Source organism: Streptomyces sp. NPDC031466 (genome assembly GCF_055581265.1).
Map to the genome: position 1 here is coordinate 625,431 of NZ_JBVIJT010000004.1, position 24,958 is coordinate 650,388.

Genomic DNA, 24,958 nt, shown 5'->3' on the forward strand with positions numbered 1-24,958 from the left:
GGGGCTAGCGGTCGGGGGTGTACGGCTCCGCCATGGCGACCGCGATCCGGCGGGGCCCCGTGAACGGCTCGCGGCCGTGCGAGACCAGCATGTTGTCGATCACCAGGACGTCGTCCGCACGGTAGTCGAAGCGGGTCGACGCCGCCCGGTAACAGGTCCGGAGATGGTCCATGACGTCGTCCGGGATCGGTGCGCCGTCGCCGTAGTAGGTCTGGCTGGGCAGGTTCTCCTCGCCCAGCATCTCCAGCAGCCCGAGCCGGACCGACTCCGGCAGCGTGGTGACGTGGAAGACCGTCGCGTGGTTGAACCACACCGGCTCTCCGGTCGCCGGATGCCGGTGCACGGCCTCGCGGACCGCCCGGGTGCGCAGGCCGCCGCCGGGCAGCCACGTCGCCTCGATGCCCCGCTCCCGGCAGTACCGCTCGACCTCCGCGCGGTCCGCGGTGGCGAACGCCTCCTGCCACGGCAGGCCGACCAGGTCGCCGTAGTTGCGTACGACCGTCCAGCCGCGCCGGGCGAATTCCCGGCGCACCTCGTCGTCCACGGCGGCCAGCACCCGGCGGGTGTCGGCCAGCGGGGTGGCGCCCCGGGTGAGCGGCGGGCGCACGCAGTGGAAGTACAGCGTGAGCGGCCAACTCGCCTGGTAGGAGTTCTCGTTGTGCAGGAAGATCTCTTCGCCGGGCGGGTAGTCGGTGGACGTGTAGACGTTCCCCTTGATCACACTGCGCGGGGAGGAGCGCTCGGTGTACGGCAGTGGCTCGCCGGAGAGCGCGCGGACGATGTCCGCGAAGCCGTCGGCGCCGCCCACGTCGAAGCCGCGCAGCAGCAGCGCACCGCGTTCGCGGAGCGCGGCCCGCAGGTCCCTGCGCCCGGCCCACAGCCGTGGCCCGGCCGGTTCGCCGTGCCCCTCGACGACCAGGGGGAGCATCGGGGTGGCCCCGACCGTCATCGCGGTGCCTCCGACAGCAGCGGCAGCAGCCGCCGGGCGCCGACCGCGGCGGGCTCCTGCCGGGGCGGCTCCTCGGTTTCTCCGTCCGCTCCGGTCAGCACCAGGCTCATCACCCGGCCGTTCTCCGTGAAGAGGTACCGCTGCTCGTTGAGCGTGTCGAGGCGCCGTCGCAGGTCGTCGGGCCCCTCCGGCCAGTCCCTGGCCAGTTGCTCGGGCTTGGCCGGCGAGGACAGCCGGCGCAGCAGCCGACCGGTGACCGCGTCGACCGGACGTACCTGGAGCGCCCCGGATCGGGAGTCCCGGACCGTGAGCCGGCCGTCGTCACCGGCGACCAGCCGCAGCTCGCGGCGGGTCGCCCCGTCCTCCCCGGACCGGGCGGCGCGCCACTGGGTGATCAGTCCGCTCAGCTCGTCGTGCCACTCGACCGCGTCGAGCATGTACGGCGCCAGGTTCTGGTCGGCGAAGAAGTACGCGAGGTCGGCCAGCGCCGACTCGTCGAAGGGATACGTGAGGGAGTAGTAGTCCACCGGCTTCAGGTCGAGCCCGTACTCGTCGCTGCGCTTGAAGTAGGGGCTGAAGCGGTCGAAGCGCACCATGTACACGCCGTGCGGCGGCACCAGGTGGACGAAGTCGCGCAGTTCCTCGGCGTACTTGCGGTAGACCTCCGGGCCCTCGCCGGGGAAACCGATCAGCAGGTTCCACTCGGGCTTGATCCCGAACTCCTCGCAGTTCTTGAGGAACTGCAGGTTCTGGAACGCGGTCGTGCCCTTGCCCATGAGTTTGAGCGTCGAGGAGGACAGCGCCTCGATGCCGGGCTGGACGACGGTGACGCCCGCGTCCGTCATGGCGCGCAGGTCCTGACGGCTCAGCGGGAGCTTGACCTCGTAGAAGATCTCGGCCCCCGGTGGCGGGGCGAGTCGGGGGAACACGTCACGCGTGTAATTGCGTGGCATGACATTGTCCGTGCAGAAGAGCGAGGTGTAGGTGGGCGCGAAGCCGAATAGCCACTCGAACTGCTGGACCGCCAGGTCCGGCGCCATGGCCCGGAAGTCCATGCTTTGGCCGTTCAACCCGCAGAACGTGCAGTGCGAACGCTGTCCCCACCAGCAGCCGCGGGACGTCTCGAAGAACAGCATGGGTTTGCTGGTACCCGTGCGCCGCAGTTCCGGATGGCCTTCCAGCGCCTCGAAGAAACTGTCGTAGTCGGGCAGGAAGAAGTCGTCTATATCGCGATCCGCACCGATGGCCTTGCGGTAGCGCGGGTCTCGGCAGTTCCGCTCGGAAAGGATTCCCGGAACGGCGTCGGCGCGCTCCAGATCCTCGTCGAGAACACACCGCAGGAACTCGCCGAAGGTGTTCAGCGCGGGCCCGGAGAAGACGAAGTCGACGGCCGGCACCTGCTCGGCGACCACCGAGCCCATGGGCGCCTCGCAGTTCGCCCCGCCCAGTACGACAAGCGTCTGCGGGCTGCGCTCCTTGATCAGCCGCGCCAGGGCGATACTCGGCACATGCTGGGCGAACATCGAGCTGAACCCCACGATGTCGGCCTGATCGAGCCGGTGGCGGTCGATCAGCTCCTCGCAGAACCCCCGCAGTCCGTCCCGCGCCGACAGGATCCGCTCACGGAAGTCGGCCCACCGGGCACCCCGGTAATAGCGCTGGAAGTACTCGGTGGCGGTGTCGGCCTCGCCGGGAAAGGCGATGTGCCGGAACAACCAGTCCCCGATCCCGGTGTCCACGTGATCGTGGCTCACGGAGAGCTCTTCGTACAGACGTGTCCCGAAGAACTCGGCCATGTCCTGGTTGAGATAGCACACGTGCGCTCGCGCCCGGCCGTCGAACTCCCGCTGAACGAGAGTGGATAACTGCCCCAGGGCGAATGACGGACGATTCCAGTCGGCGAATGGCATGTTCACTAAAGCGACATGCAACAACTGCGGCCTCCCCGTGATCATTCATTCCGAGTCTAGTCGCGCCGTGGCTTGAGTCGGCAGAGACGTTCAGGCCAACGGGGATTCCGGTGGACGCGGGGTGAGGTCCGACGGGACCCGGGTTCTCTGTCTGCCGCCGCACCGGGGCGTTCACCGTGGTCGGACGTGCGTTCGCCGAAGAGTGCACGGGCGTGGCGGCCGGCCCGCACGCGGGGCCACGCGGTCGGGGCGGGGAGATGATCCGGCCACGTGCAACAAATACGTGCGCCGGCGGACGGGTGCCCGTGGCCGGTCGGCGTCGACCGAGGCCGCACGGGCGGGTTGACCCTCCCCTTACGTCAGGCTTGAGGCTGCGTACCGACGAAAGGGCAGGTGGATGAGCTACTCCGTGGGGCAGGTCGCGGGCTTCGCCGGGGTGACGGTGCGGACACTGCATCACTACGACAAGGCGGGGCTGCTCTCGCCCGGCGACCGCAGCCACGCCGGATACCGGCTCTACAGCGAGGCCGACCTGGTCCGTCTCCAGCAGATCCTCTTCTACCGTGAGCTAGGTTTCCCTCTGGACGAGATCACCGCGATCCTCAATGATCCGCAGGCGAACCCCTTGGAGCGGCTCCGGGCCCGGCAGCGGCAGCTGAACGAGGAGATCGCCAGGCTGCAACGGCTGGCCGAGGTGGCGGAACGGGCGATGGAGGTCCAGCGGACCGGGGTGTCCCTGTCTCCTCGGGAACGCTTCGAGGTCTTCGGTGAGATCACCTTCGACCTGAGCTATGCCACCGAGGCAGAACTGAAGTGGGCGCACTCTGAGGGACAGCGCGAGGCGATGGCACGCGCGGCCGCCCACACCAAAGAGGACTGGCGCCGGCTCATGGGCGAGGCCGCTGCCTGGCGCGCGGAGCTGCTCGCGGCCTTCGACGAGGGGGAGCCGAGCGACGGCGAGCGGGCCATGGACCTCGCCGAGGAGCACCGCTTGCACGTCTCACGGTGGTTCACCTCCTGCCCGCCCGACATGCACCGGCGCATCGCGGACGACTTCGTCGCCGACCCGCGCGCATTCGCTCTGGTCGTGCCGCCGTCGCGGCAACGCCCGGGCCTGGCCGCCTATATGGGCGAGGCGGTGCACGCCAACGCGGCCCGCCACGCAGGGGGCCGTACCGATTTCGAGGAGGACCGATGAGGATTCTGATCGCCGCCGCCGGATCGCGCGGAGACGTCGCGCCCTACACGGGTCTGGGCGCCGAACTGCGCCGGGCCGGATACGACGTCACGCTCGCCGCCACAGACACCTTCGCACCCCTCGTACGCGACGCCGGGCTGGACTTTCGCGGCCTCCCCGCCGACACACGGATGCGGGGCAGCGGCACCGGCAGACGCGAACTCATGCGCACCGCTGCCGCGTTCGTCACCGAACTGGGTCAGGGCTTCGCCGACGTGCTGGACGAGGGCGCGGACCTGCTCCTGCTGTCGACCACCACGGCTCCGCTCGGCCAACACCTCGCCGAGGCCACGGGCACACCGAGCCTCGGCGTGTACCTCCAACCCACCGCACCGACCGGCGAATTCCCGCCCGTCGTCACGGGCTTCCGCTCGCTGGGCCGTCTCGGCAACCGGGCCACCGGACGCTTCGCGCTGCGCATGGCCGACCGCGTCTACGAACAGGCTGTCGCGGAGCTGCGCCGCCGCCTCCAGCTGCCCCCGGCCTCACCTTCCCAGACGCGTCGCCGGCAGGAACAGGCGAACTGGCCCGTCTTGCACGGCTTCAGCACGGTCCTGGTGCCTCGTCCCTCCGACTGGCGCTCCGGCCTGGAGGTCGTGGGCAACTGGTGGCCCCACCATGACGCGGCCGAACGGCTGCCCCCTGATCTGGAGGACTTCCTGCGTGCCGGACCCCGCCCCGTACTCATCGGCTTCGGAAGCATGGCGGCCGGTGACGGGGAGCGGCTGAGCGAGATCGCCGTGCGAGCCCTGCGCCGCGCCGGACTGCGCGGCATCCTCCAAGCCGGCAGTGCCGGGCTCGCCGCCGACGGGGACGACGTCCTCACGGTCGGGGACGTACCGCACGCCTTGCTGTTTCCACGGCTGGCCGCGGTGGTCCACCACGGCGGGGCCGGCACCTCGGCCGCCGCGTTGCGCGCCGGAGTGCCCGCGGTCACCGTGCCGGTGACCGCGGACCAGCCGTTCTGGGCGGGACGCCTTGCCGCCATCGGCGCCGCCACCACCCCGATCCCCTTCCGGTCCCTCACCGCTGAACTGCTTGCCGACTCCCTTCGCCAAGTGGTGAAGCAGCAGGCACACAGTCGAGCCGCCGCGATCGCGGCGCGACACCTGATGACCGAGAACGGAGCGGGTCGGGCGCTCAGGACCATCCAACGGCTGACCGAGGGATGACGCCGGCCCGGACTTCGTCCTCCGCCTGGCCGCGGCCCACTCGCGCTCGCACGACGCCTTCGAACCCCTGTCAAGACGGCCTTGGCGGAACTGGCCAGCTGGAGGTGACGTCCGCTGGGCGGCGCCGCCGGTTCCGCTCCCACCGCTGCCACCAGCCGTCTCTTCCCGGCCGTCAGCTGCGTCTTCGGGGGCGGGATGTTCCGGCCGCCGGTCACACGAGGCAGGTTGGACCACACCATTCCCTCTGGCATATGCGACAACGGCATTACCTTGACCTGCGGATATTCCCTTTTCCCTGACACAAAGTGATCGGTTTTGATCGTATCTCAGCCTGTCTTGATAACAACGTAGGTTGATCATTCACGGTTGAGGCCCTCTCGTTGCGCGTGTAGCGTCGCCGAGGTCGACCGATGAAGGTCATTTTCGGCCCATCCCGCCGAAACGAGTGCATCCAGCCAATTCCGCCTCGCCCCCTCCTGAACACTTTCGGTTTGTCCCACGCCAGAGAAGGGACGCACGGTGCACGCACCTCACGGGGATCACTTTCCGCTGCTCCCCGCACAGTTGAGAACCTGGAACGCACAGATCGGCGACCTCACCAATCCCGTCTTCTCCATCTGTGACTACTTGGAGATCCGCGGCGCGGTGGACCCCGATCTCCTGCGCGCGGCACATCGGCAGGTCGAGCGCGAAGCCGACGCGCTGCGCCTGGGGATCGTCACGGTGGACGGCGAGCCCCGCCAGTTCGTGCACCCGGACCCGACTCCCCTGCAATGGGTCGACCTGAGCGCACGGAGCGACCCGGCCGCCGCGGCCGCGGCCTGGATGGAAGAGGACGTCCACCGCCCGGTGGACCCAGTCAGGTTGTGCGCCGCCGCCCTCCTCAAGACGGCGGACGACCGCTTCCTGCTGTACTGGAAGGTCCACCACGCCGTCGTGGACGGCTGGAGCCTCGCACTGATCTTCAACCGCGTGGCAGCCGTCTACAGCGCCCTGGCAGAGGGGCGGAGTCACGAGAAGGGGATGCTGCAACCCTTCGAGCGGCTGCGGGAGAGCGAGGCCGCCTACCGGGAGGGCAGACGATTCCTCGCGGATCGAGCACACTGGCACGGCAAACTGGCGGGCCACCCGGAGCCCGTCGGCCCCTCCCGTCGCCGGGCCCAAGTCACGGCGGGCCGACGGCTCCGCCACGAGCTGACGCCCGACCGGGTCGCCCGCCTGGGAGAGGTCGCGGACAGCCTGGGCGTGACCTGGTCCGATCTGGCCATCAGCACGATGGCCGCGTACGTGGGCAGCACGGTCCGGATGCCCGAGGTGCTCCTCGGGCTCCCGACAGCCGGCCGGCTGAGTCCGCAGGTGCGCAACGCCGTCGGCATGACGACGAACATCCTGCCGCTGCGGGTGCCCCACGACGAGGGGTCGTCCCTGGTCGGGCACGCACGACGCGTCTCGCGGGAAGTGCGTGAACTCCTGTCGCACTCGCGCTATCCCACGGCCGAGTTGTCGCGGGAGATCACCGAACAGGGCGGCAACGGACGGCTGTGGGCCGCGATGGTCAACGTCATGCTGTTCGACCACCGGCTGGACTTCGCGGGAGTCCCGGCGATCCAGCACACGGTCTCGCTCCCCCTCACCGTCGACATGACGCTCTACCTGATCCAGACCGCGTCCGACGGGACCATGGAACTCATCCTCGACACCCAACCCGACCTCTACAGCGCCGCCGAGACCGAGGCGCATCTGGCGAGGCTGCTCTCGATGTTCGACGCGATCGAGGAGGCCGGTCCGGACACGCCCCTCCACGCGCTGTGCCCCGCGCCCGAGCAGCCCAGCGCCACCGGGGCCAGTGCGACACGGCCCACTGCGACACGGCCCACTGCGGCGACGGGCTGACCACGCGGCGACCCGAGCAGAGCCGAACCACGAACCGGCCCCGCCCGGCCCCGGACCGGGTCGGACCGGGCCGAGCCGAGGGCGGTGTGCCGCGAACACACCCCGCTCGTACGCGCCCTCGGCACCGCGCACCTTGCGTCGCGATCGGAAAGGAGGCAGGAGCATGGACGCGTCCGCAGGAGAGACGGCAGTCCCTCGTTCGTCCCGGCATCAGGAGGCCGCTGATCTCAAGGCAACGCTGAAACACCTGCGCACCGAGCCCCGGGGCTGGGTGTTCTCCCTCAAGCTGGCGCTGTGCGCCGCCCTCACCGGGGCGGGAATCGCGCTGGCGCTGCAACCGATCCTCTGGTGCCGGATCCTCGGCGTCATCCTGACCGGCGCCATGTTCGCGCACGCCGCGGAGCTCCAGCACGAGACGCTGCACAACCTGGCCTATCGCAGCCGCCGGGCGAACACCGTCAGCGGCATCGTCCTCGGGCTGCCGATGCTCATCTCCTTCGCCGCCTACCGGGCCACCCACATGCGCCACCACCGCGATCTGGGCACCCCGATGAACCGTGAGTTCTTCGACTACGGCGACCAGTACGGCGCGCGTGGGGACCGGTCGCGACTGGCCGTCGGCCTCGACCAGGCCGTTCGCTTCTCCATGGCCCACCACTACGTGTTCTTCGTCGCGAATCTCGGCCGCTCGCTCCTGGGCAGGGACATCCCCGGCGAGAACGCCGTGGTGTCCCGCAGGATCCGACGGGACCACTTCCTCGCGGCGGCCGGCATCGCCGCCTTGGGCGCGCTGACCTGGTGGACGGGCCATGCGGTGATCCTCTGGGTGTGGCTGCTGCCGCTCCTGCTCGTCGCCGCTCCCGTGCACGCGGTGATCGAACTGCCCGAGCACTACCAGTGCGAGACCCTCAATCGGGATCCCTTCGCCAACACCCGGACCATACGTTCCAATCAGCTCGCCATGTGGTTCACGAACGGCAACAACTACCACGTAGAACACCATTTGATGCCGAATCTTCCGATCGAGCGGCTGCCCGCTCTCCACACCGAAGTCCGGGACCGCATCCGGTATTTCCACACCGGATATCTCGATTTCTTCGTGAAGCTGCTCCGCAAGTGATCTCAAAAGGGGTGAGGGTCGTGGACGTCAGTTATCGAATAGCCCGGACAGAGGCCGAGCGAGCCGATGTGATCCTGCTGCGTGACGCCGTCTATGTGCAGGACCAGGGCCGGCTCGCCGACACAGCCGACACGGCCGCCACCTTCGACCGCTTCGACGGGACGGCCGAATACATCGTCGGCTACCTCGACGGCGCGCCGGTGGGCACCGTCAAGGTCGTTCCCGACACGCCCTCGGGGCTGCCCTGCGACGACACCGTCGACCTGTCCTCGCTGCGGCCGGGGAACCGGCTGGTGGAGTTCGGCCACCTGATGACCCTGCCAGAGCTCCGGCACCGGGAGATCGGCATGGCGCTCATGCGCCGGGCGCTGGTCCACGCCGTCCGTACGCACGGGGCGACGCACATCATCGGCGACTTCTTCGTCGACGACTCGGGCGGCCTGCGCAGCTTCTACCGGGACATCGGCTTCGTGGCGCTCGGCGAGCCGTACACGGACGAACGCTTCCAGGGCGCGCCGCTCAGCCTGGTGGCGGCCCTGGACGTGGCCGCCGCCGCGCAGGCGGCGCGCGACGACGTACACCGCGGCAACCGGGTGCTGCAGTACTTCTTCGGCGACTACGACAGCTACGCGTCCGCCGATCCGAAGGGGGCCGTGTATGCGCACTCGACGCCAGCGGCTGGCTGAACTGAAGGCGGCGCACAACCACCCCACCTACGCCAAGATGGCGTTCGTCATGGGCTGCAAGGTCCAGGACCGGGGTGCGGGGAGCCGCGTCAGCGACGACGAGGGACGGTCGTTCCTCGCGATGTTCGACCAGTACGGCAACCAGTCCTTCGGCTACTCCCATCCGCGGATCGTCGCGGCCGTGCGGGAACAGCTCGACACCGGGGTGCTCAACAGCACCAAGATCATGTTCGAGGACGTGCAGATACGGCTCTCCGAGCGGCTCGCGCAGCTCACCGGGCAGCGGCTGCCTTATTCGTACCTGGCCAACGGCGGCGGGGAGACGATCGACAACGCGCTGAAACTGGCCCGTGCCGCGACCGGCCGCCCCGGTGTCATCAGCGCCCGCGGCTGCTTCCACGGCAAGACCTTCGCCACCCTCAGTGCCTCCAACCGCCCCGAACACCGCGCGCACCTGGCCCCGTTCATGGAGCACTTCCGACAGGTGGCCTTCGGTGACACGGCCGAGCTGGCCGCCGCGCTCGACGACTCGGTCGGCGCGGTGCTGCTGGAACCCGTGCAGGCGGAGGCCGGGGTGATCGTACCGCCACCCGGCTACCTGCAAGAGGTGCGCAGGCTGTGCACCGAGGCGGGGGCCCTCCTCGTCCTGGACGAGATGCAGACGGCCTTCGGACGGTGCGGGACCTTCTTCGCCTACGAGCAGTCCGGCATCGTCCCCGACGTGGTGTGCGTGGGCAAGGCGTTCGGTGGCGGTGTGCTGCCCGTCTCGGCGGTGCTGGGCACCGAGGAGGTGTGGAAGGTCCTGCGGGAACTGCCCTCGACCTTCGGATCGAGCCTGGGCGGCAACCCGCTGTCGTGCCGGGTCGGCCTGGAGAGCGTCGCCATCGCCTCGGACCCCCTCTTCCTCGACGGGGTGCGGGAGAGGGCGCTGACGATCGGGCACCGGCTGGCCGCGGCCGCAAAGCGGCACCCCGGCGTGCTCGCCGCGCACCGCGGGGTGGGCATGATGCACGGTCTGGAATTCCACGACCAGGCCCTGGCCGGTCTCGTCCTCGGGCGACTGCTGGAAGAGGGCATTACGTCCACGTACTCGCTGTACAACGCGAAGGTGCTGCGGGTCCAGCCCCCCATGGTCATCGGCCTGGACGAACTCGACCACTGCCTGTCGGTCCTCGACACCCTGCTCGCGGAGGCCGACGCGCATCTGCGTGCGGTCGACGAGGGGCGTGCCGACGGTTCCGGCACCGAACTGTCCCCGCTCACCCGCACCGTGTCGCTGCCGCACCCGGCCCACGAGGTGCTGGAGCTCGTGCATGCCCGGCCCCGCATCGTGGATCCCTTCGCCGCCACCAGAGAGGGGTCGACGGGGTACGAGGCGGAGTTCGCCGGACGGCTCGGGGCGGACACCGTTGTCTGGGCCGACCGTGCGGAGGTCACCCCGCAGGGGGTCCGGTTGAGCGCCGAGGCCGGCTGGCTGTGGCGCACCCTCTGCCGCGAGGCGACGGTCACGCCCGCCGCCGACGGCGGCAGCGTCCTGCACCTGAGCGTCACCTGGGACACCGACAGCGGCTCGTACGAGGAACTGCTCGGCGGCCGCATCGGCTTCCTGGCCGGCCGGGCGCTGACCGAGTGCGTCGCGGCTCTGCGGTCCGCGCTCGGTCCCCTGCGGGAGACCGTGTGACCCGCGCGCGGTCCCGAGCGGACCGCCCCGCCGACGCCCCGCACGACGAGACGGCAACAGCGGTAACAGCGGCAACGAAAGGCGAACCCGAAGTGAGCATGACCCTGCACGGCCTCACCGACCGGTACGGAGGCCACGAGGACGCCCGCGTGGTGGAGATCGACGTCTCCGGCACCCGCCGGGAGATGGCGCAGAGCGACCTGCACGCCCTGGCGGCCGCGCGCGCCGGGCAGTTGACCGCCGCGGGCGTACGGCGGGGCCACCTCATCGGGATCAAGGCGGGCAACAGCATCGACTGGCTGGCCTGGGACCTCGCGGCATTGGCCACCGGCGCCCTGCTCAAAGCGTTCCCGGACTCCACGGAGGTGACCGACCCCGCGGAGTTCGTCGCCCGGCACCGCCTGGCTCTGCTCATCGCGGACGACTCCGTACCGCTCGCGGCACCCACCGTGATCCGGCCGGACGGCGTCCCCGGGGAGAACGTGGTGCCGCCGAGTGCCGAGGTGTACGACCACGCGGACGTGCACAGCCTGGTCTACTCCTCGGGCACGTCGGGCCGGCTCAAGGGACTTCGCATCACCGCGAGCGGCACCGAGTACGTCATCAACCGCTTCATCGACGGCTACCGGATGACCGCCGCCGACCGGCATCTGATCTTCCTGCCGCTCTCCAACTACCAGCAGCGGTTGTCGGTCTACTGCTGTCTGTGGCTCGGGGCGGACCTGGTGCTCGCCCCCTACCAGCGCGTCTTCCAGGCCCTGCGCAAGGAGCAGCCGACCTTCCTGATCGGCCCGCCCGTCTTCTACGACACCGCGCTGCAGCTCAGCGCGTCGAGCGGCGCGGGTACCGGCCTGGGCGACTTCCTCGGCGGGCGCATCCGCTTCCTGATCACGGGAATGGCGCCGATCCGGCGCGAAACCCTCGAAGGGTACTGGAAGCAGGGGGTATGCCTCCTTGAGGCGTACGGGCTGACGGAGACCGGCATGGTCGCCTGGAACACCCAGGACGCCTACCGCCTCGGCTCCGTCGGCAAGCTGATCGACCCGGAAGCGGTGATCTTCCTGGAGGACGGGGAAGTGGTCATCAAGCGCCCGGCGCCGCTGAGCCAGGGCTACTTCGAGACCGAGGACGGCGCGCCCGAGGACTGCTTCCGCCCCGACGGCTCCATCCTGACCGGTGACTACGGGCGGCTGGACGAGGACGGGTACCTCACCCTGATCGGCCGCAAGAAGGACGTCATCGTGCTCGGCAGCGGGCGCAAGGTGCACCCCGCCGAGATCGAGAGCGCGTTCGCCGCCGTCGAGGGCCTCAGCGAGATCATCGTGGTGCCGACCTCGCAGTCGGCCAGGCTCGGCGCGATCATCACCCCGACCGACCCCGCGGACGCCGACCTGCGCGTACAGCTCCGCAAGCGGGTCGAGGAGGTCAACGGCTCGCTCCCGCCCCACCAGCGCGTGATGTCGATGATCTTCTCCGAGCGGCCGCTGCGGTCCGACCCCGCCTTCATGACCGGCAACCTCAAGCTGAGCAGGGCCCGTGCGGCGGAGCACTTCGCCGCCACGATCTCCGCCGCCTCGGCAGCGGACGCGGCAGTGGACGAGGGGGGCCGGTGAGCGAGCCGGCCGGGCCTGCTGCGGCCGGAGCCGTCGGCGACGGTAGGCGGGCCGACGGCTCCGGCCGACTCCTCGTCGTCGACGCGCAGGTGCAGCTCGGCAGCGAACTGGCCATCCCGCGCGCCTTCTTGGAGTACCAGGCCGCCAACGTCCACCACCGGCTCGCCGCGTACGGCCACCGGACGCGACTCACGCGCACCCTGGACCACGTACTCGCCCTCCACCAGGACGACGAGGGCGACAAGCTGGTCGCCGAGATGGACGAGGCGGACGTCGACCAGGCGTTCCTGGTCGTCCCGGACTTCTCCGAGGTGGCGCGGTGCCGGCTGCCCCGTCCCGAACTGGCGGCCTGGCACGACCGGGTCGCCCGCCGCCACCCGGGCCGCTTCCACGTCTTCTGGGGCGTGGACCCGCGAGCGGGGCAGGACGGCGTCGATCTCTTCGAACGGTGCGTGACGGAGTACGGCTTCGCCGGGCTGAAGCTGTACCCGCTGTGCGGCTACTCGCCCAGTGATCCGCGGCTGGATCCGTACTTCGAGATCTGCGCCCACTATGGCCTGCCGGTCCTCACGCACACGGGTCCGGGCTGGGGTCCCCTGGACTTCTCGTACGGCAGTCCCCTCCTGGTGGACCGGGCGGCCCGCGACTTCCCCCAGGTCGACTTCATCCTGGGGCACGGCGGGGTCACCCACGTCGACGAGGCGACCTATCTGTGCGCCCACCGGCCCAACGTGCACCTGGACATCAGCCAGTTCCACTCGGTGCTGGCCGCGGACGGCTGGCAGGCGCACCTGAACCGGCTGTTCCGCACGGGCATCTGCCACAAGATCCTCTTCGGTACCTGCTGGCCCTCGTACCGCCTTTCCGAGTCGCTCAGCGGCCTGGTCGGCGCGTTCGCCCAGGGCTCCCCCGCCGTCGCCGGACTGCGGGAGGCCGAACGGCGGCTGCTGATGGGCGGCAACAGCCTGCGCCTGACCGGCCGCAGGAAGCCCGCGGGAAGCACGTCCGGAGAGCCGCACCGCACACCACCACGACCAGACGACGGCGCGACGACGCACAGGAGTGGCCAGACATGAAGCCAGACAGCGCGGAACTGGAGAAGTCGCTGATCACATGGGTGGAGGACTGGAACGCCGGGGAGACGCAGACCGTCGTCGACGCGGACACCAACCTCAGCCACACCGGTCTGCTCGACTCCATGGCGGTGGTCGGTCTGATCGCCCACCTGGAGGAGCAGACCGACACGACCTTCGACTTCGCCACCTTCGACCACAGCGACGGCGTCACCATCCGGGGCATCGTCCGGCACTGCGTCGGATGACCACCGTCTACGACGGCCACTGCCATGTGGCATCCACGCGTTTCATCCCCCGGGCGTTCGTCGAGGACGTCGCGGGCAACGTCCGCAGCAAGCTCGCCGCGAGGGGCCCGGCCCCCTCGGTCGCCCGCATCGCCCGCGGCTACGCCGACCAGCATCAGGACCACCTGGCCGACGGTCTCGTCGCCGAGATGGACGCCGCCGGGATCGACCGGGCGGTGCTGCTGGTACCGGACTTCAGCCTGCGCATGCCCGGAACCGTGCCGCCTGCCGAGGCGGCCCGGCTCCACCACGAGATCCGGCTGCGCCACCCGGATCGCTTCTGGGTCTACATCGGGGTCGATCCGCGGCGCGGCCCCGAGGGGGTGCGGGCCTTCGCGCAGATGGTGGACGAGTACGCCCTGGACGGGGTGAAGCTGTACCCGCCCTGCGGGTACTCGCCCTCCGACCCGGATCTCTATCCGTACTACGAGATCTGCGCAGCCCTGTCACTGCCGGTGTTCGTGCACACCGGACCCACGGCGGCGAGCCTGGACTACGAGCCCGCCGACCCCATCAGAATCGACGCGGCGGCCCGCGACTTCCCCCGGGTCGACTTCGTGCTGGGACACGCGGGGCTGACCCATGTGGACACCGGCGGCTACCTCGCGGCGTACCGCCCCAACGTGTACCTGGACATCGGCGGGTTCGCCAGTTCCCCGAACCTCCCGAACTGGCCGGAGCATCTCAACCGGCTCTTCCGGGCAGGCATCAACCACAAGATCATCTTTGGCACGGACTGGCCGCTCGGCCGCATGGGCGGCGGGCTGAAACGCCTGACCGACGAGATCCTGCACGGGCCGACCGTCTTCTCCGGGGTCTCCCGCACCGACCGACGACTCCTCCTGTCCGAGAACCTGCTGCGCGTCCTCGCGCCCGGCAGCCGCCCCACCGGCCACCCGGCGGCCGCACCGCGGAACGGGGCCGCCGGGGTCACCGGCTGACGACCCGACGGCCCCGCCCGCCGCGCTCCGGACCGCACCGGCCGCCGTACCTGGTCCGGAGCCCCGGACAGAGACCCGGAACAGACCCGCGGCGGGATCCGCCGGCCGAACAAGTGAGGTACTGAGCAATGGCATTCACCGGATCGGAAAAGGCACCGGCGTGCCAGCGGCCCGCGGCCGGCGGCACGGCCCTGACAGATCTCTTCGAGGCCCAGGCGCTGCGCCATCCCCGGCGCACGGCCGTCAACCACGGCGACGACAGTCTCGACTACGCCGCACTCGACGCACGCGCCAACCGGCTGGCGCGCGTCCTGATCCGGCGCGGCGCGGGACCCGAACAGCTCGTCGCCCTGGCCCTGCCGCGCTCGATCGACCTCGTCGTGGCCGTTCTCGCGGTCCTCAAGTCCGGCGCCGCCTACCTCCCGCTGGACCTGCACCACCCGGCAGAGCGGCTGGAGGGCATCCTGGCGGACGCCCGCCCCCTGCTCCTGCTCAGCCAGGACCCTCTCGACCTGCGCGCCGAGACGCCCCGGCTGGTGCTGTCCGCCCCGGGGACCGCCGCGGAGCTGGCGGAACAGGACCCGAGGCCCCCGACCGACGCGGACCGCACCGCGCCCCTGGGCCCGGACACGGCCGCGTACGTCATCTACACGTCGGGGTCCACGGGCCGGCCCAAGGGTGTCGTGGTCAGCCACCGGAACGTGGTCCGCCTCTTCACCCACAGCGCGCCCCACTTCCACTTCACCGAACAGGACGTGTGGAGCCTCTTCCACTCCTACGCCTTCGACGTGTCGGTGTGGGAGATGTGGGGCGCCCTCCTGCACGGCGGAAGGCTGGTCGTCGTCCCGTACGACATCAGCCGCACGCCCGACCGCTTCCTCACCCTGCTCGCCGAGGAACGCGTCACGATCCTCAGCCAGACCCCGTCGGCCTTCTACCCCCTGATCCAGGCCGACCGGGACCGGCCCGCGCAAGGCGACCGGCTCACCCTGCGCGCGGTCGTGTTCGGCGGCGAACCGCTCGACTTCGGGAAGCTGGGCCCCTGGTACGAGCGCCACGCCGACGACGCGCCGGTTCTGGTCAACATGTACGGGATCACCGAGACCACCGTCCACGTCACCTACACGGCGCTCACCCGGGAAGACACCCTCGGCCGGCCCGCCGGCAGGATCGGCGCCCCGCTCGCGGACCTGTCGGCCCACGTCCTCGACGAGGCCCTGCGCCCCGTGCCGGCCGGTGTCCCCGGCGAGCTGTACATCACCGGACCGGGCGTCGCACGCTGCTACCTGAACCGGCCGGGACTCACCGCGGGACGCTTCGTCGCCGACCCCTTCGGGCCGCCGGGCGGCCGCATGTACCGCAGCGGCGACCTGGCGCGCCGGAACGCCCGGGGCGCGCTGGAGTTCCTCGGCCGCGCGGACCAGCAGGTCAAGATCCGTGGCTTCCGCATCGAGCCGGGCGAGATCGAGTCGGTCCTCACCACCCATCCCGCCGTGAGCCAGGCGGCCGTCGTCGTCCGCGAGGACCGCCCCGGCGACCCACGCCTGACCGCCTACGCCGTCGCCGTCCCCGGGGCCGGCGAGGCAGCCGACGGCACGGCCGCCGAGCAGGTCGGCGACTGGGCGAAGGTGTTCGACTCCCAGTACGCGCGCACGCCCTCCGCCGAGACCCCCGCCCCCGCCTTCGGCGAGGACTTCTCCGGCTGGCACGACAGCTACCTCGACGGCGCGCCCCTGCCCGTCCCGCACATGCGCGAATGGCGCGAGGAGACCGTCCGCCGCATTCGCGCCCTGCACCCCGGCCGCGTCCTGGAGATAGGCGTCGGCACCGGCCTGCTCCTGTCGCGGCTGGCTCCCGACTGCCAGGAGTACTGGGGCACGGACGTCTCCCGGCAGGCCGTGGACCTGCTGCGCCGCGAGGTGGCGGCGCGGCCCGCGCTGGCCCCGCGGGTCCGGCTGAGCTGCCGGGCGGCCGACACCATCGGCGAGCTGCCCGCCGGTCACTTCGACGTCGTCGTCCTCAACTCCGTCCTGCAGTACTTCCCGGACCCCGGCTACCTCCACGACGTACTGACGCAGGCCCTCGCGCTGCTCACGCCCGGCGGGGCCCTGTTCGTCGGCGACGTCCGCGACGCGCGCTCCCTGCGCTGCTTCTCCACCGCCGTGGAACTGCATCGCTCGGCTGCGGGCGGCGACGCGGCCGGGCTGCGCCGGGCCGTGGAACGGGCCCTGGCGCTGGAGGAGGAACTGCTCCTGGCGCCCGACTACTTCCACGCCTTCGCCCGGCGGCAGCCGTCGGTCGGCACGGTCGACATCCAGGTGCGCCGCGGCCGTCACCACAACGAGATGACCCGCTTCCGCTACGACGCCGTGCTGCACAAGACGACGGCACCGCACGCACCCGGCCCGCACGACGCGCCCCACCTGTTGCTCTGGACCGGCGCGGAGGACACCCTCGCCACCCTCGCCGCGTACCTGCGCGAGCACCGTCCCGCGCACCTGCGGATGTCCGCGATCCCCAACCGGCGGACGACCCGGGAGGCCGCCGCCGTCCGGGCCCTCGACGAGGGAGCGACCCCGGCCGAGGCACTGGACCTCCTGTCGGCCGCACCGCACGGAATCGAGCCCGACGAGCTGTACGCACTCGGTGCGCGGCTCGGCTACCGGGTGGCGGTCGCGCCGTCGCCGACGGACGTGGACGCCGTCGATGTCCTCTTCTCCCGCGCCGGCACCACCTTGCAGGCGTACGAGCCCGCCGCGGAGCTGGGCGCTCCGGCCGCGTACGCCACCCGTCCGGCGGCGGCCCGCCACGGCACACGGCTGACCGCCGCGCTGCGCGCGTACCTGCGCGACAAGCTGCCCGACTACATGGTGCCGACGGCGATCGTGCTCCTGGAGCGGCTGCCCCTGACGGTCAACGGCAAGCTCGACCGGGCGGCGCTGCCCGCCCCCGCCGTCGAGGCCGGCTCCGGCCGTCCCCCGCGCACGGACCTCGAACGCGAGCTGTGCGACCTCTTCGGCGAGATCCTCGGCGTCGCGGACATCGGTGTCGACGACGACTTCTTCGCGCTCGGCGGGCATTCCCTGCTGGCCACCCGCCTCGCGGCCCGGGTTCGTGCCGCGCGGGGCACCGAACTCCCCGTCCGCGCACTCTTCGACAGCCCCACCGTCGCCCGGCTGGCCGAACGGATCCAGGACCGCGGGTTCGACACCGACACCCGTCCCGCGCTGCGGCCGGCCGACCGGCCCGACACGCTGCCGCTGTCCTTCGCCCAGCGCCGCCTGTGGTTCCTGCACCACCTGGAAGGACCCAGCCGCGCCTACCACGTGCCCTGGCTGATCCGGCTGACCGGCGAACTGGACACCGGCGCGCTCCACGCGGCCCTCCAGGACCTGCTCGGCCGCCACGAAGTCCTGCGCACGGTCTTCCCCGACCAGGACGGCGAGCCCTGTCAGCGGATCCTCGACCCGGCGAACACCCGCGCGGCCCTGCCCGTGCGGCGCGTCACCGACGACGCGCTGACCGCCGCCCTCGACGAGGCGATCGAACGGCCCTTCGACCTCGCGGGTGACATTCCGCTGCGCGCCCACCTCTTCTCCCTGGGCCGGGGCCGGCACGCGCTGCTGCTCGTGATCCACCACATCGCCTGCGACGGCTGGTCCTTCGCGCCGTTGGCCGAGGATCTGATGGCGGCCTACGAGGCGCACACCGCCGACGTGCGGACCGAGGACGCCCATGCGGCCGGCAGCCGGGCCGACGGTCGGTCCGGGCCGCCCGTGCAGTACGCCGACTACACGCTGTGGCAGCGCGACCTGCTCGGCGACCCCGGTGACCCGGCCGGCCGACTGGCCCGCCAACTGGCTTACTGGCGGCGGGAGCTGGGCGCGCTGCCCGCGGAGCTGGACCTCCCCACGGACCGCCCGCGCCCCGCGGACCCCACGTACCGGGGCGCGACGGTGCCGGTCGTCTGGGGCGCGGAACTGCACCGCGCGCTGGCCGAGCAGGCCCACCACAGCGGCACCAGCCTCTTCATGGCGCTGCAGGCCGCCCTGGCCGCCCTGCTGACCCGGCTGGGCGCGGGACACGACATCCCCATCGGCTCCCCCGTCGCCGGACGCACCGACCAGGCCCTGGAGCGGTCCGTCGGATTCTTCGTCAACACCCTCGTGCTGCGCACGGACACCTCCGGCTCCCCGAGCTTCCGGGAGCTGCTCCACCGCACCCGCGACACCGCGTTGGGCGCGTACGCGCACCAGGACGTGCCCTTCGAGTACCTCGTCGAGGACCTCAACCCGGCCCGTGCCATCGGCCGCCATCCGCTCTTCCAGGTCTCCCTGGCGCTGCAGAACGCCCCCGAACCCCGCTGGACCACCCCCGGGCTGGAGATCGACAGCGAACTCCTGCACCCGGGGGCGGCCCGCTTCGACCTGCTGCTCAACGTCACCGAGCGGCGGACGGCGGACGGCGCACCGGACGGGCTGACCGGCTTCCTCGAATACAGCACCGACCTGTTCGACCGGGACACCGCCCTCGGCCTGGTCACCCGGCTGACCCTCCTGCTGACCAGAGCGGTGAGCGCCCCGGACACGCCCGTCGAGGCCCTGGACGTGCTGACCCCCGAGGAGCACCGCAGGCTGCTGGCGGAACACGCCCGGACCGACCGTCCCCGGCCCGCCACCACCCTGCCCGCCCTCTTCCGGGACCAGGTCGCCCGCACCCCGGAGGCGACGGCCGTGATCTGCGGCGGCGACCGTCTCACCTACGCCCGGCTCGACGCCCGTGCCGACCGGCTCGCCAGGCGGCTGAGCGCGGCCGGAGCGGGGCCCGACCGGCTGGTGGCCCTGGCCCTGCCCCGGTCGGCGGACATGGTGGTGGCCGTACTGGCCGTCCTGAAGACCGGCGCCGGCTACCTTCCCCTGGACCCGCGCCACCCCGCGGGGCGCATCGCCCTGGTCATGGCCGACGCGGCCCCCGTCTGCGCGGTCGCCACCGACGAGACCTCGGCCCTGCTTCCCGACGGCGTTCCGGTGCTGCGTGCCGACGACGCCCTCACCGACGCCCCTCTCCCCCACGACAGGCCGCTGCGAGCGCCGCTCCCCGGCAACACCGCGTACGTGCTCTACACGTCCGGGACGACCGGCCGCCCCAAGGGCGTGGCGGTCCCGCACTCCGCCGCCGTGAACCTCGCGCTCTGGGCCCGGCACACCTTCGGGCGCCAGGGGCTCTCCCACGTCCTGGCCGCCACCTCGCTGACCTTCGACGTCTCCGTCTTCGAGATCCTGTGCCCCCTGCTGTGCGGCGGCACCGTCGAGATCGTCCGCGATGTGCTCGCGGTGGCGGAGCGCCCGGCGGGACGCTGGACGGGCAGTCTGCTCAGCGGTGTGCCCTCGGCCGTGTCCCATCTCCTCGGCCAACACGACGTGGACCTCCGGGCGGAGACGGTCGTCCTGGGCGGCGAGGCGCTGCCCGCCCATGTCGTGGCGGACGTGCGGACCGCCGTTCCCGGGGCCCGGATCGCCAATGTCTACGGGCCGACGGAGACGACCGTCTACGCCACGGCCTGGCTGGGCGAGGACTGCGGCCACCGCGCTCCGCCCATCGGCCGCCCCCTCGACAACACCCGCCTCCATGTGCTGAACGGGCACCTCCAGCCCGTACCGCCCGGGGTGGTGGGTGAGCTGTACATCACGGGCGCCGGACTGGCCCGCGGCTACCTCGGCCGCCCCGCGCTGACCGCGGAGCGCTTCGTCGCCGATCCCTTCGGCGGCCCGGGAGAGCGGATGTACCGCACCGGTGATCTGGTACGTCGTCACCGGGACGGCTGCCTGGAGTTCATCGGGCGGACGGACGACCAGGTCAAGATCCGTGGCTTCCGCGTCGAACCGGACGAGGTGGCGGCGGCGCTGACCGGCCACCCCGGCGTCGGCCAAGCGGCCGTGGTCGTACGGGAGGACCGGCCGGGCGACAAGACGCTGGTCGCGTACTACGTGCCCGGCCGCGGCACGCGGGACGCGCCCTTGCCGGCGGAACTGCGCGCGCACCTGGAACGGACCCTGCCCGCGTACATGCTCCCCGCCGCGTTCGTGGAGCTGGACCGGCTCCCCCTGAACGCGAACGGCAAACTCGACCGCCGTGCCCTGCCCGCACCGGACACCGCGGGAACCGGGACGGGGCGGGCCCCGCGCACCCCGGACGAGAAGGCCCTGTGCGATCTGTTCGAGCAGGTGCTCGGGGTGCCCCGGGTCAGCATCGACGACAGCTTCTTCGACCTCGGCGGACACTCCCTGCTCGCCACCCGGCTGATCGCGCGCATCCGGGCGGACCTCGACGCGGGCATCCGCGTCCGGGCGCTCTTCGAAGCGCCCACCGTGGCCGCGCTCGCCACGCGCCTGCGCACAGAGGCATAGACGCACCGAGAACACACCCGATCCGCCCGGTCCCCGGGCTTCCGTCACGACGTGGAGGCACCCGCATCATGAAGCACGCCAACTTGGGACGCTCGGGGCTGGTCGTCGGGCGCCTCGGCCTGGGCACCATGAACTTCGGCCCCCACACCCCGGAGCCCGAGGCGCACGCCATCATGAACCTGGCGCTCGACAAGGGCGTGAACCTCTTCGACACCGCCAACACCTACGGCGCGCGGCTGGGCGAGGGGATCACGGAGCAGATCATCGGCAACTGGCTCGCCGAGGACCCCGCCCGCCGCGACCAGATCGTGCTGGCCACCAAGGTCTACGGGATGATGGGCCGCAAGCCCAACTCCGGCCGCCTGTCGGCCTTCCACGTCAGGAAGGCGTGCGAGGACTCGCTGCGCCGGCTCCGGACCGACCACATCGACCTGTTCCAGGTGCACCACGTCGACCGGACCACACCGTGGGAGGAGACCTGGCAGGCACTGGACCTGCTGAGGGCCCAGGGAAAGGTCACCTACATCGGCACCTCCAACTTCGCCGGCTGGCACCTGACCAGGGCCCAGGAGCACGCCCGGCAGCACAACACTCCCGGCCCGGTCAGCGAGCAGTCCGTCTACAACCTCCTGGAACGCACCGTCGAGCTGGAAGTGCTGCCCGCCTGCCGCGAGTACGGCATCGGCCTGCTCCCATACAGCCCGCTGCAGGGCGGTCTGCTGGGCGGGGCGGTCCGCCGCGGTGCTGCCGGTGGCCGCGCGGCGGAGCCCGCGTCGGGCAAGCGGCTGAAGCGGCACCACGAGCGGATCGCGGCGTACGAGAAGTGGTGCGCCGACCAGGGGCTGCCGCCCGCCCAAGTGGCCCTGGCCTGGCTGTTGCACCAGCCGGGCGTCACGGCCCCGATCCTTGGCCCGCGCGTGGCGGAGCAGCTCGACCAGGGCCTCGCGGCGCTGAAGATCTCCCTGGAGAAGAGCCAGCTCAAGGAACTCGACGCGCTTTTCCCCGGGCCCGGCGGACCTGCCCCTGAGGCGTACGCCTGGTGAGTTTGCCCGTGGCGGGGCGTGGGCCCGGTGCGGGGCGCCGCCCCGCGCCGTCAGCGGTGCTCGGCGGGGCTGCTGTCCACCGTCCGGCCGGAGTCGGTCGGACGGCCCTCCTGCGCGGGCGTCAGCATCCGCTCGGCGAGCAGTATCGCGAACGAGGCGACGGTCAGCAGCCCGCCCACCAGGAACGTGGCCCGCACGCCCCAGGCGGGCAGGACGAGACCGCCGAGCAGTGCCCCGCCCGCGATCCCGAGGTTGTAGGCACCGGAGTTGGCCGCCAGGGCGATCTCGGTACGGCCGGGCGCGAAGCGCAGCATCTGGTTCTGCGTGGCCATGAACACCGGGCCCAGTGAGCCGCCCAGCAGCACCAGGGACGCGACGGCTCCGACCTGGGCGCCGCCGAACGCGTACAGGCCCAGCATGCCGGCCGCCTGGGTGACCACCGGCAGGGCGAGCGTGCCGCGCGGGTAACGGTCCAGGAGCGGCCCCGTGATCGTCACACCGACCACGCCCGAGATACCGGAGACCATCAGCAGGGCGCTGACGGAGGTGTCGGAGAAATCGCTCACGTCACCCAGGAACTTCACGAGGTACGTATAGCCGGCGAACGCGCCCGTGACGGACAGGGCGGTGGTCGCCAGCACGAGCTTGAACCGGCGCTTGTCCGGCGCCGAACCGAAGGCCGCGTGCCCCTCCTCCGGACGGGACGTCGGCAGGAGAACGGCAATCGTGACGAGCGAGACGAGCCCCAGGCCGGCCAGCACGACGAGCGGGACCTGCCAGGCGCTCTGCTGGCCCAGCCACGTGCCGAGCGGGACGCCCAGCACCAGGGCCAGCGAACCGGCCACAGACAGCACCCCGATCACCCGCCCCCGCACGGCCGGGGCGAACAGGCCGACCGCCACCGGCCCCATCACCGCCCAGAACAGCGCCTGGGCGAGCGCGGTCACCAGCCGGGCGGCCATCAGCAGCCAGTAGCTGGAGCCCAGGGCCGAGACCAGGCTGGACAGGACGAGCGCGGCCAGCAGCACGGTGAGCACATGGCGGCGCGGCATGGACCGGGTGACGTGCGCGAGCGGCAGGGAGACCAGGGCGACGGTCAGCCCATAGGCGGTGACCAGGTAGCCCACGGCCGAGAGTGAGACCTGCACGTCGTCCGAGATGAGCTTGAGCAGCCCGATCGGCAGGTTCTCCGTGGTGTTGAAGGTGAACGCGGCCAGCATCAGGGCCGCGAGCACCGCCAGCCTGTGCCGACGCGCCGCCGGTGCCGTTGCCATGCAGCCTCTTCCCGCTCGCCTGCTTGTCGATCACACTCCGCCTGAACATACGCACAACTCCCGTGAACGGTGAACTGCTTGAGGCCACTTTGGCCGAGAAGCCGTGCTGCGGGGGGTGAAGCGCTCGTTGAGCGCGGCGGCAACGCCGGGGGGTGCTGGGCCCCAATTCCCCGATTCGGGCATGCTGTCGATACGGCACATGCCGTGCCATGCCGTATCGACGAGCGGGGGGTACGGCCGACGGCGCCGAGGCCGTTCCCGAGCACGGCATCGTCGGCGGCAACCCACCCGTACGCAGACAGTCCCCACCACCCACCTCCCGGAAGAGCCACCAGCATGCCCACTGCGACCGACCGACCTCCCTTCACCGACTGGCTCCACCGCCAGGCCATCCCGCTCAGCCACCTCGACCCGGCCGCACCCCTGGACGACCTGGAACCGCTGCGGGCAGTCCTCGACGGTGTCCGCGTGGTCGCCCTGGGCGAGCACTCCCACTTCATCGACGAGTTCGCCGCGCTGCGCGGGCGCATCCTGCGCTTCCTCGTCGAACGCTGCGGCTTCACCGTCCTGGCCTTCGAGTACGGATTCAGCGAAGCCATCCCCCTCGACGCCTGGGCCCAGGGGCACGGAGCCGACGACGCCCTCTCCGCGCTGCTGGCATCGTCGGTCCCCATCGGGCTCCCGGAGCCCCTGCGCTTCCTCCGCCGGCACAACCGCTCCGCCGCGACACCGGTCCGCTTCGCGGGGATCGACGTCCCGGCCGCCGGCGGGTCGTTGCTCCCCGCCCTGGCCCCCGTAGCCGACTACCTCCGCCGGATCGACCCGGAGAGCCTGCCCACCGTGCAGAGCGCGGTCACGATCGCCGCCTCCTTCGCCGGTGACTCCGCAGCCGCGGCAGCACCCGCGTGGGCGCGCCTGACCACCGCCGAGCAGGACACCCTCACCGCACTCCTGGCACGGCTGCACGTCCGATTCCGCGCCCTGAGACCGCTGTACCTCTCCCGCGGAGACCAGCACGGCTACGACACCGCCCTGCGATGCCTGGAAGCCGCCTGCCACGGCGACTACACGTTCCGCGCCATGGCCGCCCTCTTCGCCGGAAAGGGTCTCACCGCCGACACCTCCGCCCGTGACTTCTACATGGCCGAATCACTCCTGTGGCACCTGGACCGGCTCCCCCGCGCGGCCCGCGTCGTCCTGGTGGCCCACAACGCCCACATCCAGAAGACACCGATCATCTTCGACGGCCACCTCACGGGGTTCCCCATGGGACAGCACCTGCACAACGCCCTCGGGGACAGCTACTTCGCCCTCGGCCTGACCAGCGTCACGGGGCAAACGGCCGAGATGCGCCGCGACGAGGAGGCTTCCTTCGGATTCAGCATCCACGACACCCCGCTGGAGCCGCCCGTGCCCGGAAGCATCGAAGCGGCCTTCGCCGACACCGGCCTCGGACTCGCCGTCGCCGATCTCCGTCCCGCCCGGGCAGCGGAACTGACCGGCCCCGACCACATCCGGATGCAGAGCGTCTACCAGCGCACCCCGGTCGTCGACGCGTTCGATGCCATTCTCAGCACCCCCACCTCCTCCACCACCACCCTGGCGAAGCCTTGAGCCCGGAGCAGCCGAAACGTCCTCGACGGCGCCGCGGCGACGGCCGCGTCCCGTGCCG

Annotated in this window: 15 protein-coding genes and 1 pseudogene; 13 read left to right on the forward strand and 3 right to left on the reverse strand. The window is 71.4% G+C overall.

Translation table 11 applies throughout. The features are described 5' to 3' along the window. Window positions 1-4: 4 nt before the first annotated feature. Together ACZ5GP_RS11635 and ACZ5GP_RS11640 are read right to left on the reverse strand one after the other, a co-directional pair. Window positions 5-949 (reverse strand): TauD/TfdA family dioxygenase, encoded by a 945-nt coding sequence (locus tag ACZ5GP_RS11635; RefSeq protein ID WP_468750662.1) that lies wholly within the window; start codon window positions 947-949, stop codon window positions 5-7. Beyond that, complete coding sequence (locus ACZ5GP_RS11640; protein WP_468750663.1) at window positions 946-2,904, reverse strand: RiPP maturation radical SAM C-methyltransferase; 1,959 nt, start codon at window positions 2,902-2,904, stop codon at window positions 946-948. The genes ACZ5GP_RS11635 and ACZ5GP_RS11640 overlap by 4 nt, the downstream gene beginning before the upstream one ends. Window positions 2,905-3,256: 352 nt before the next feature. Between ACZ5GP_RS11640 and ACZ5GP_RS11645 the strand changes: the two genes are divergently transcribed. From ACZ5GP_RS11645 to ACZ5GP_RS11700, 12 genes and pseudogenes are all read left to right on the forward strand, one after another. Next, complete coding sequence (locus tag ACZ5GP_RS11645; RefSeq protein WP_468750664.1) at window positions 3,257-4,057, forward strand: MerR family transcriptional regulator; 801 nt, start codon at window positions 3,257-3,259, stop codon at window positions 4,055-4,057. Beyond that, a complete protein-coding gene (locus ACZ5GP_RS11650) occupies window positions 4,054-5,268 on the forward strand; it encodes a glycosyltransferase (protein ID WP_468750665.1) in 1,215 nt (404 codons plus the stop codon). Before ACZ5GP_RS11645 ends, ACZ5GP_RS11650 begins: the two co-directional genes overlap by 4 nt. Window positions 5,269-5,787: 519 nt before the next feature. Then, the gene (locus ACZ5GP_RS11655) at window positions 5,788-7,161 is read left to right on the forward strand and encodes a condensation domain-containing protein (RefSeq protein WP_468750666.1); all 1,374 of its coding nucleotides are present in this window, start codon (window positions 5,788-5,790) and stop codon (window positions 7,159-7,161) included. A gap of 163 nt (window positions 7,162-7,324) precedes the next feature. Beyond that, a complete protein-coding gene (locus ACZ5GP_RS11660) occupies window positions 7,325-8,281 on the forward strand; it encodes a fatty acid desaturase family protein (protein WP_468750667.1) in 957 nt (318 codons plus the stop codon). Between the two features lie 20 nt (window positions 8,282-8,301). Continuing rightward, window positions 8,302-8,967 carry a GNAT family N-acetyltransferase gene (locus ACZ5GP_RS11665; protein ID WP_468750668.1) on the forward strand — a complete coding sequence of 222 codons (666 nt, stop codon included), beginning with the start codon at window positions 8,302-8,304 and terminating at the stop codon, window positions 8,965-8,967. After that, a complete protein-coding gene (locus tag ACZ5GP_RS11670) occupies window positions 8,939-10,648 on the forward strand; it encodes an aspartate aminotransferase family protein (protein ID WP_468750669.1) in 1,710 nt (569 codons plus the stop codon). The genes ACZ5GP_RS11665 and ACZ5GP_RS11670 overlap by 29 nt, the downstream gene beginning before the upstream one ends. Before the next feature lie 98 nt (window positions 10,649-10,746). Continuing rightward, window positions 10,747-12,261, forward strand: a complete 1,515-nt coding sequence (locus tag ACZ5GP_RS11675; RefSeq protein ID WP_468750732.1) for an AMP-binding protein — start codon at window positions 10,747-10,749, stop codon at window positions 12,259-12,261. Further along, entirely contained in the window at window positions 12,258-13,337 is a 1,080-nt protein-coding gene (locus ACZ5GP_RS11680; RefSeq protein WP_468750670.1) for an amidohydrolase family protein, read from the forward strand. The genes ACZ5GP_RS11675 and ACZ5GP_RS11680 overlap by 4 nt, the downstream gene beginning before the upstream one ends. Then, window positions 13,334-13,582 (forward strand): phosphopantetheine-binding protein, encoded by a 249-nt coding sequence (locus ACZ5GP_RS11685; protein ID WP_468750671.1) that lies wholly within the window; start codon window positions 13,334-13,336, stop codon window positions 13,580-13,582. Before ACZ5GP_RS11680 ends, ACZ5GP_RS11685 begins: the two co-directional genes overlap by 4 nt. Then, window positions 13,579-14,562 (forward strand): amidohydrolase family protein, encoded by a 984-nt coding sequence (locus tag ACZ5GP_RS11690; protein ID WP_468750672.1) that lies wholly within the window; start codon window positions 13,579-13,581, stop codon window positions 14,560-14,562. Before ACZ5GP_RS11685 ends, ACZ5GP_RS11690 begins: the two co-directional genes overlap by 4 nt. A gap of 185 nt (window positions 14,563-14,747) precedes the next feature. Further along, window positions 14,748-20,969: pseudogene (locus ACZ5GP_RS11695) on the forward strand (amino acid adenylation domain-containing protein); the annotation flags it as partial. 68 nt (window positions 20,970-21,037) lie between these two features. Continuing rightward, the gene (locus tag ACZ5GP_RS11700; protein WP_468750673.1) at window positions 21,038-22,012 is read left to right on the forward strand and encodes an aldo/keto reductase; all 975 of its coding nucleotides are present in this window, start codon (window positions 21,038-21,040) and stop codon (window positions 22,010-22,012) included. Between the two features lie 50 nt (window positions 22,013-22,062). Here the strand turns inward: ACZ5GP_RS11700 and ACZ5GP_RS11705 are convergent, their stop codons facing one another. Then, window positions 22,063-23,286 (reverse strand): MFS transporter, encoded by a 1,224-nt coding sequence (locus ACZ5GP_RS11705; RefSeq protein WP_468750674.1) that lies wholly within the window; start codon window positions 23,284-23,286, stop codon window positions 22,063-22,065. A 336-nt stretch (window positions 23,287-23,622) separates the two neighbouring features. On the opposite strand from ACZ5GP_RS11705, the gene ACZ5GP_RS11710 reads away from it, so the two are divergent. After that, window positions 23,623-24,900, forward strand: coding sequence for an erythromycin esterase family protein (locus ACZ5GP_RS11710; RefSeq protein ID WP_468750675.1), 1,278 nt, complete (start codon window positions 23,623-23,625; stop codon window positions 24,898-24,900). Window positions 24,901-24,958: the final 58 nt, after the last annotated feature.

Bases quoted from the DNA above. Each gene is read 5' to 3' on its own strand.
- ACZ5GP_RS11635 (WP_468750662.1), bottom strand. From the start codon at position 949: ATGACGGTCGGGGCCACCCCGATGCTCCCCCTGGTCGTCGAGGGGCAC.
- ACZ5GP_RS11640 (WP_468750663.1), bottom strand. From the start codon at position 2,904: ATGATCACGGGGAGGCCGCAGTTGTTGCATGTCGCTTTAGTGAACATG.
- ACZ5GP_RS11645 (WP_468750664.1), top strand. From the start codon at position 3,257: ATGAGCTACTCCGTGGGGCAGGTCGCGGGCTTCGCCGGGGTGACGGTG.
- ACZ5GP_RS11650 (WP_468750665.1), top strand. From the start codon at position 4,054: ATGAGGATTCTGATCGCCGCCGCCGGATCGCGCGGAGACGTCGCGCCC.
- ACZ5GP_RS11660 (WP_468750667.1), top strand. From the start codon at position 7,325: ATGGACGCGTCCGCAGGAGAGACGGCAGTCCCTCGTTCGTCCCGGCAT.
- ACZ5GP_RS11670 (WP_468750669.1), top strand. From the start codon at position 8,939: ATGCGCACTCGACGCCAGCGGCTGGCTGAACTGAAGGCGGCGCACAAC.
- ACZ5GP_RS11675 (WP_468750732.1), top strand. From the start codon at position 10,747: ATGACCCTGCACGGCCTCACCGACCGGTACGGAGGCCACGAGGACGCC.
- ACZ5GP_RS11685 (WP_468750671.1), top strand. From the start codon at position 13,334: ATGAAGCCAGACAGCGCGGAACTGGAGAAGTCGCTGATCACATGGGTG.
- ACZ5GP_RS11690 (WP_468750672.1), top strand. From the start codon at position 13,579: ATGACCACCGTCTACGACGGCCACTGCCATGTGGCATCCACGCGTTTC.
- ACZ5GP_RS11700 (WP_468750673.1), top strand. From the start codon at position 21,038: ATGAAGCACGCCAACTTGGGACGCTCGGGGCTGGTCGTCGGGCGCCTC.
- ACZ5GP_RS11705 (WP_468750674.1), bottom strand. From the start codon at position 23,286: ATGGCAACGGCACCGGCGGCGCGTCGGCACAGGCTGGCGGTGCTCGCG.
- ACZ5GP_RS11710 (WP_468750675.1), top strand. From the start codon at position 23,623: ATGCCCACTGCGACCGACCGACCTCCCTTCACCGACTGGCTCCACCGC.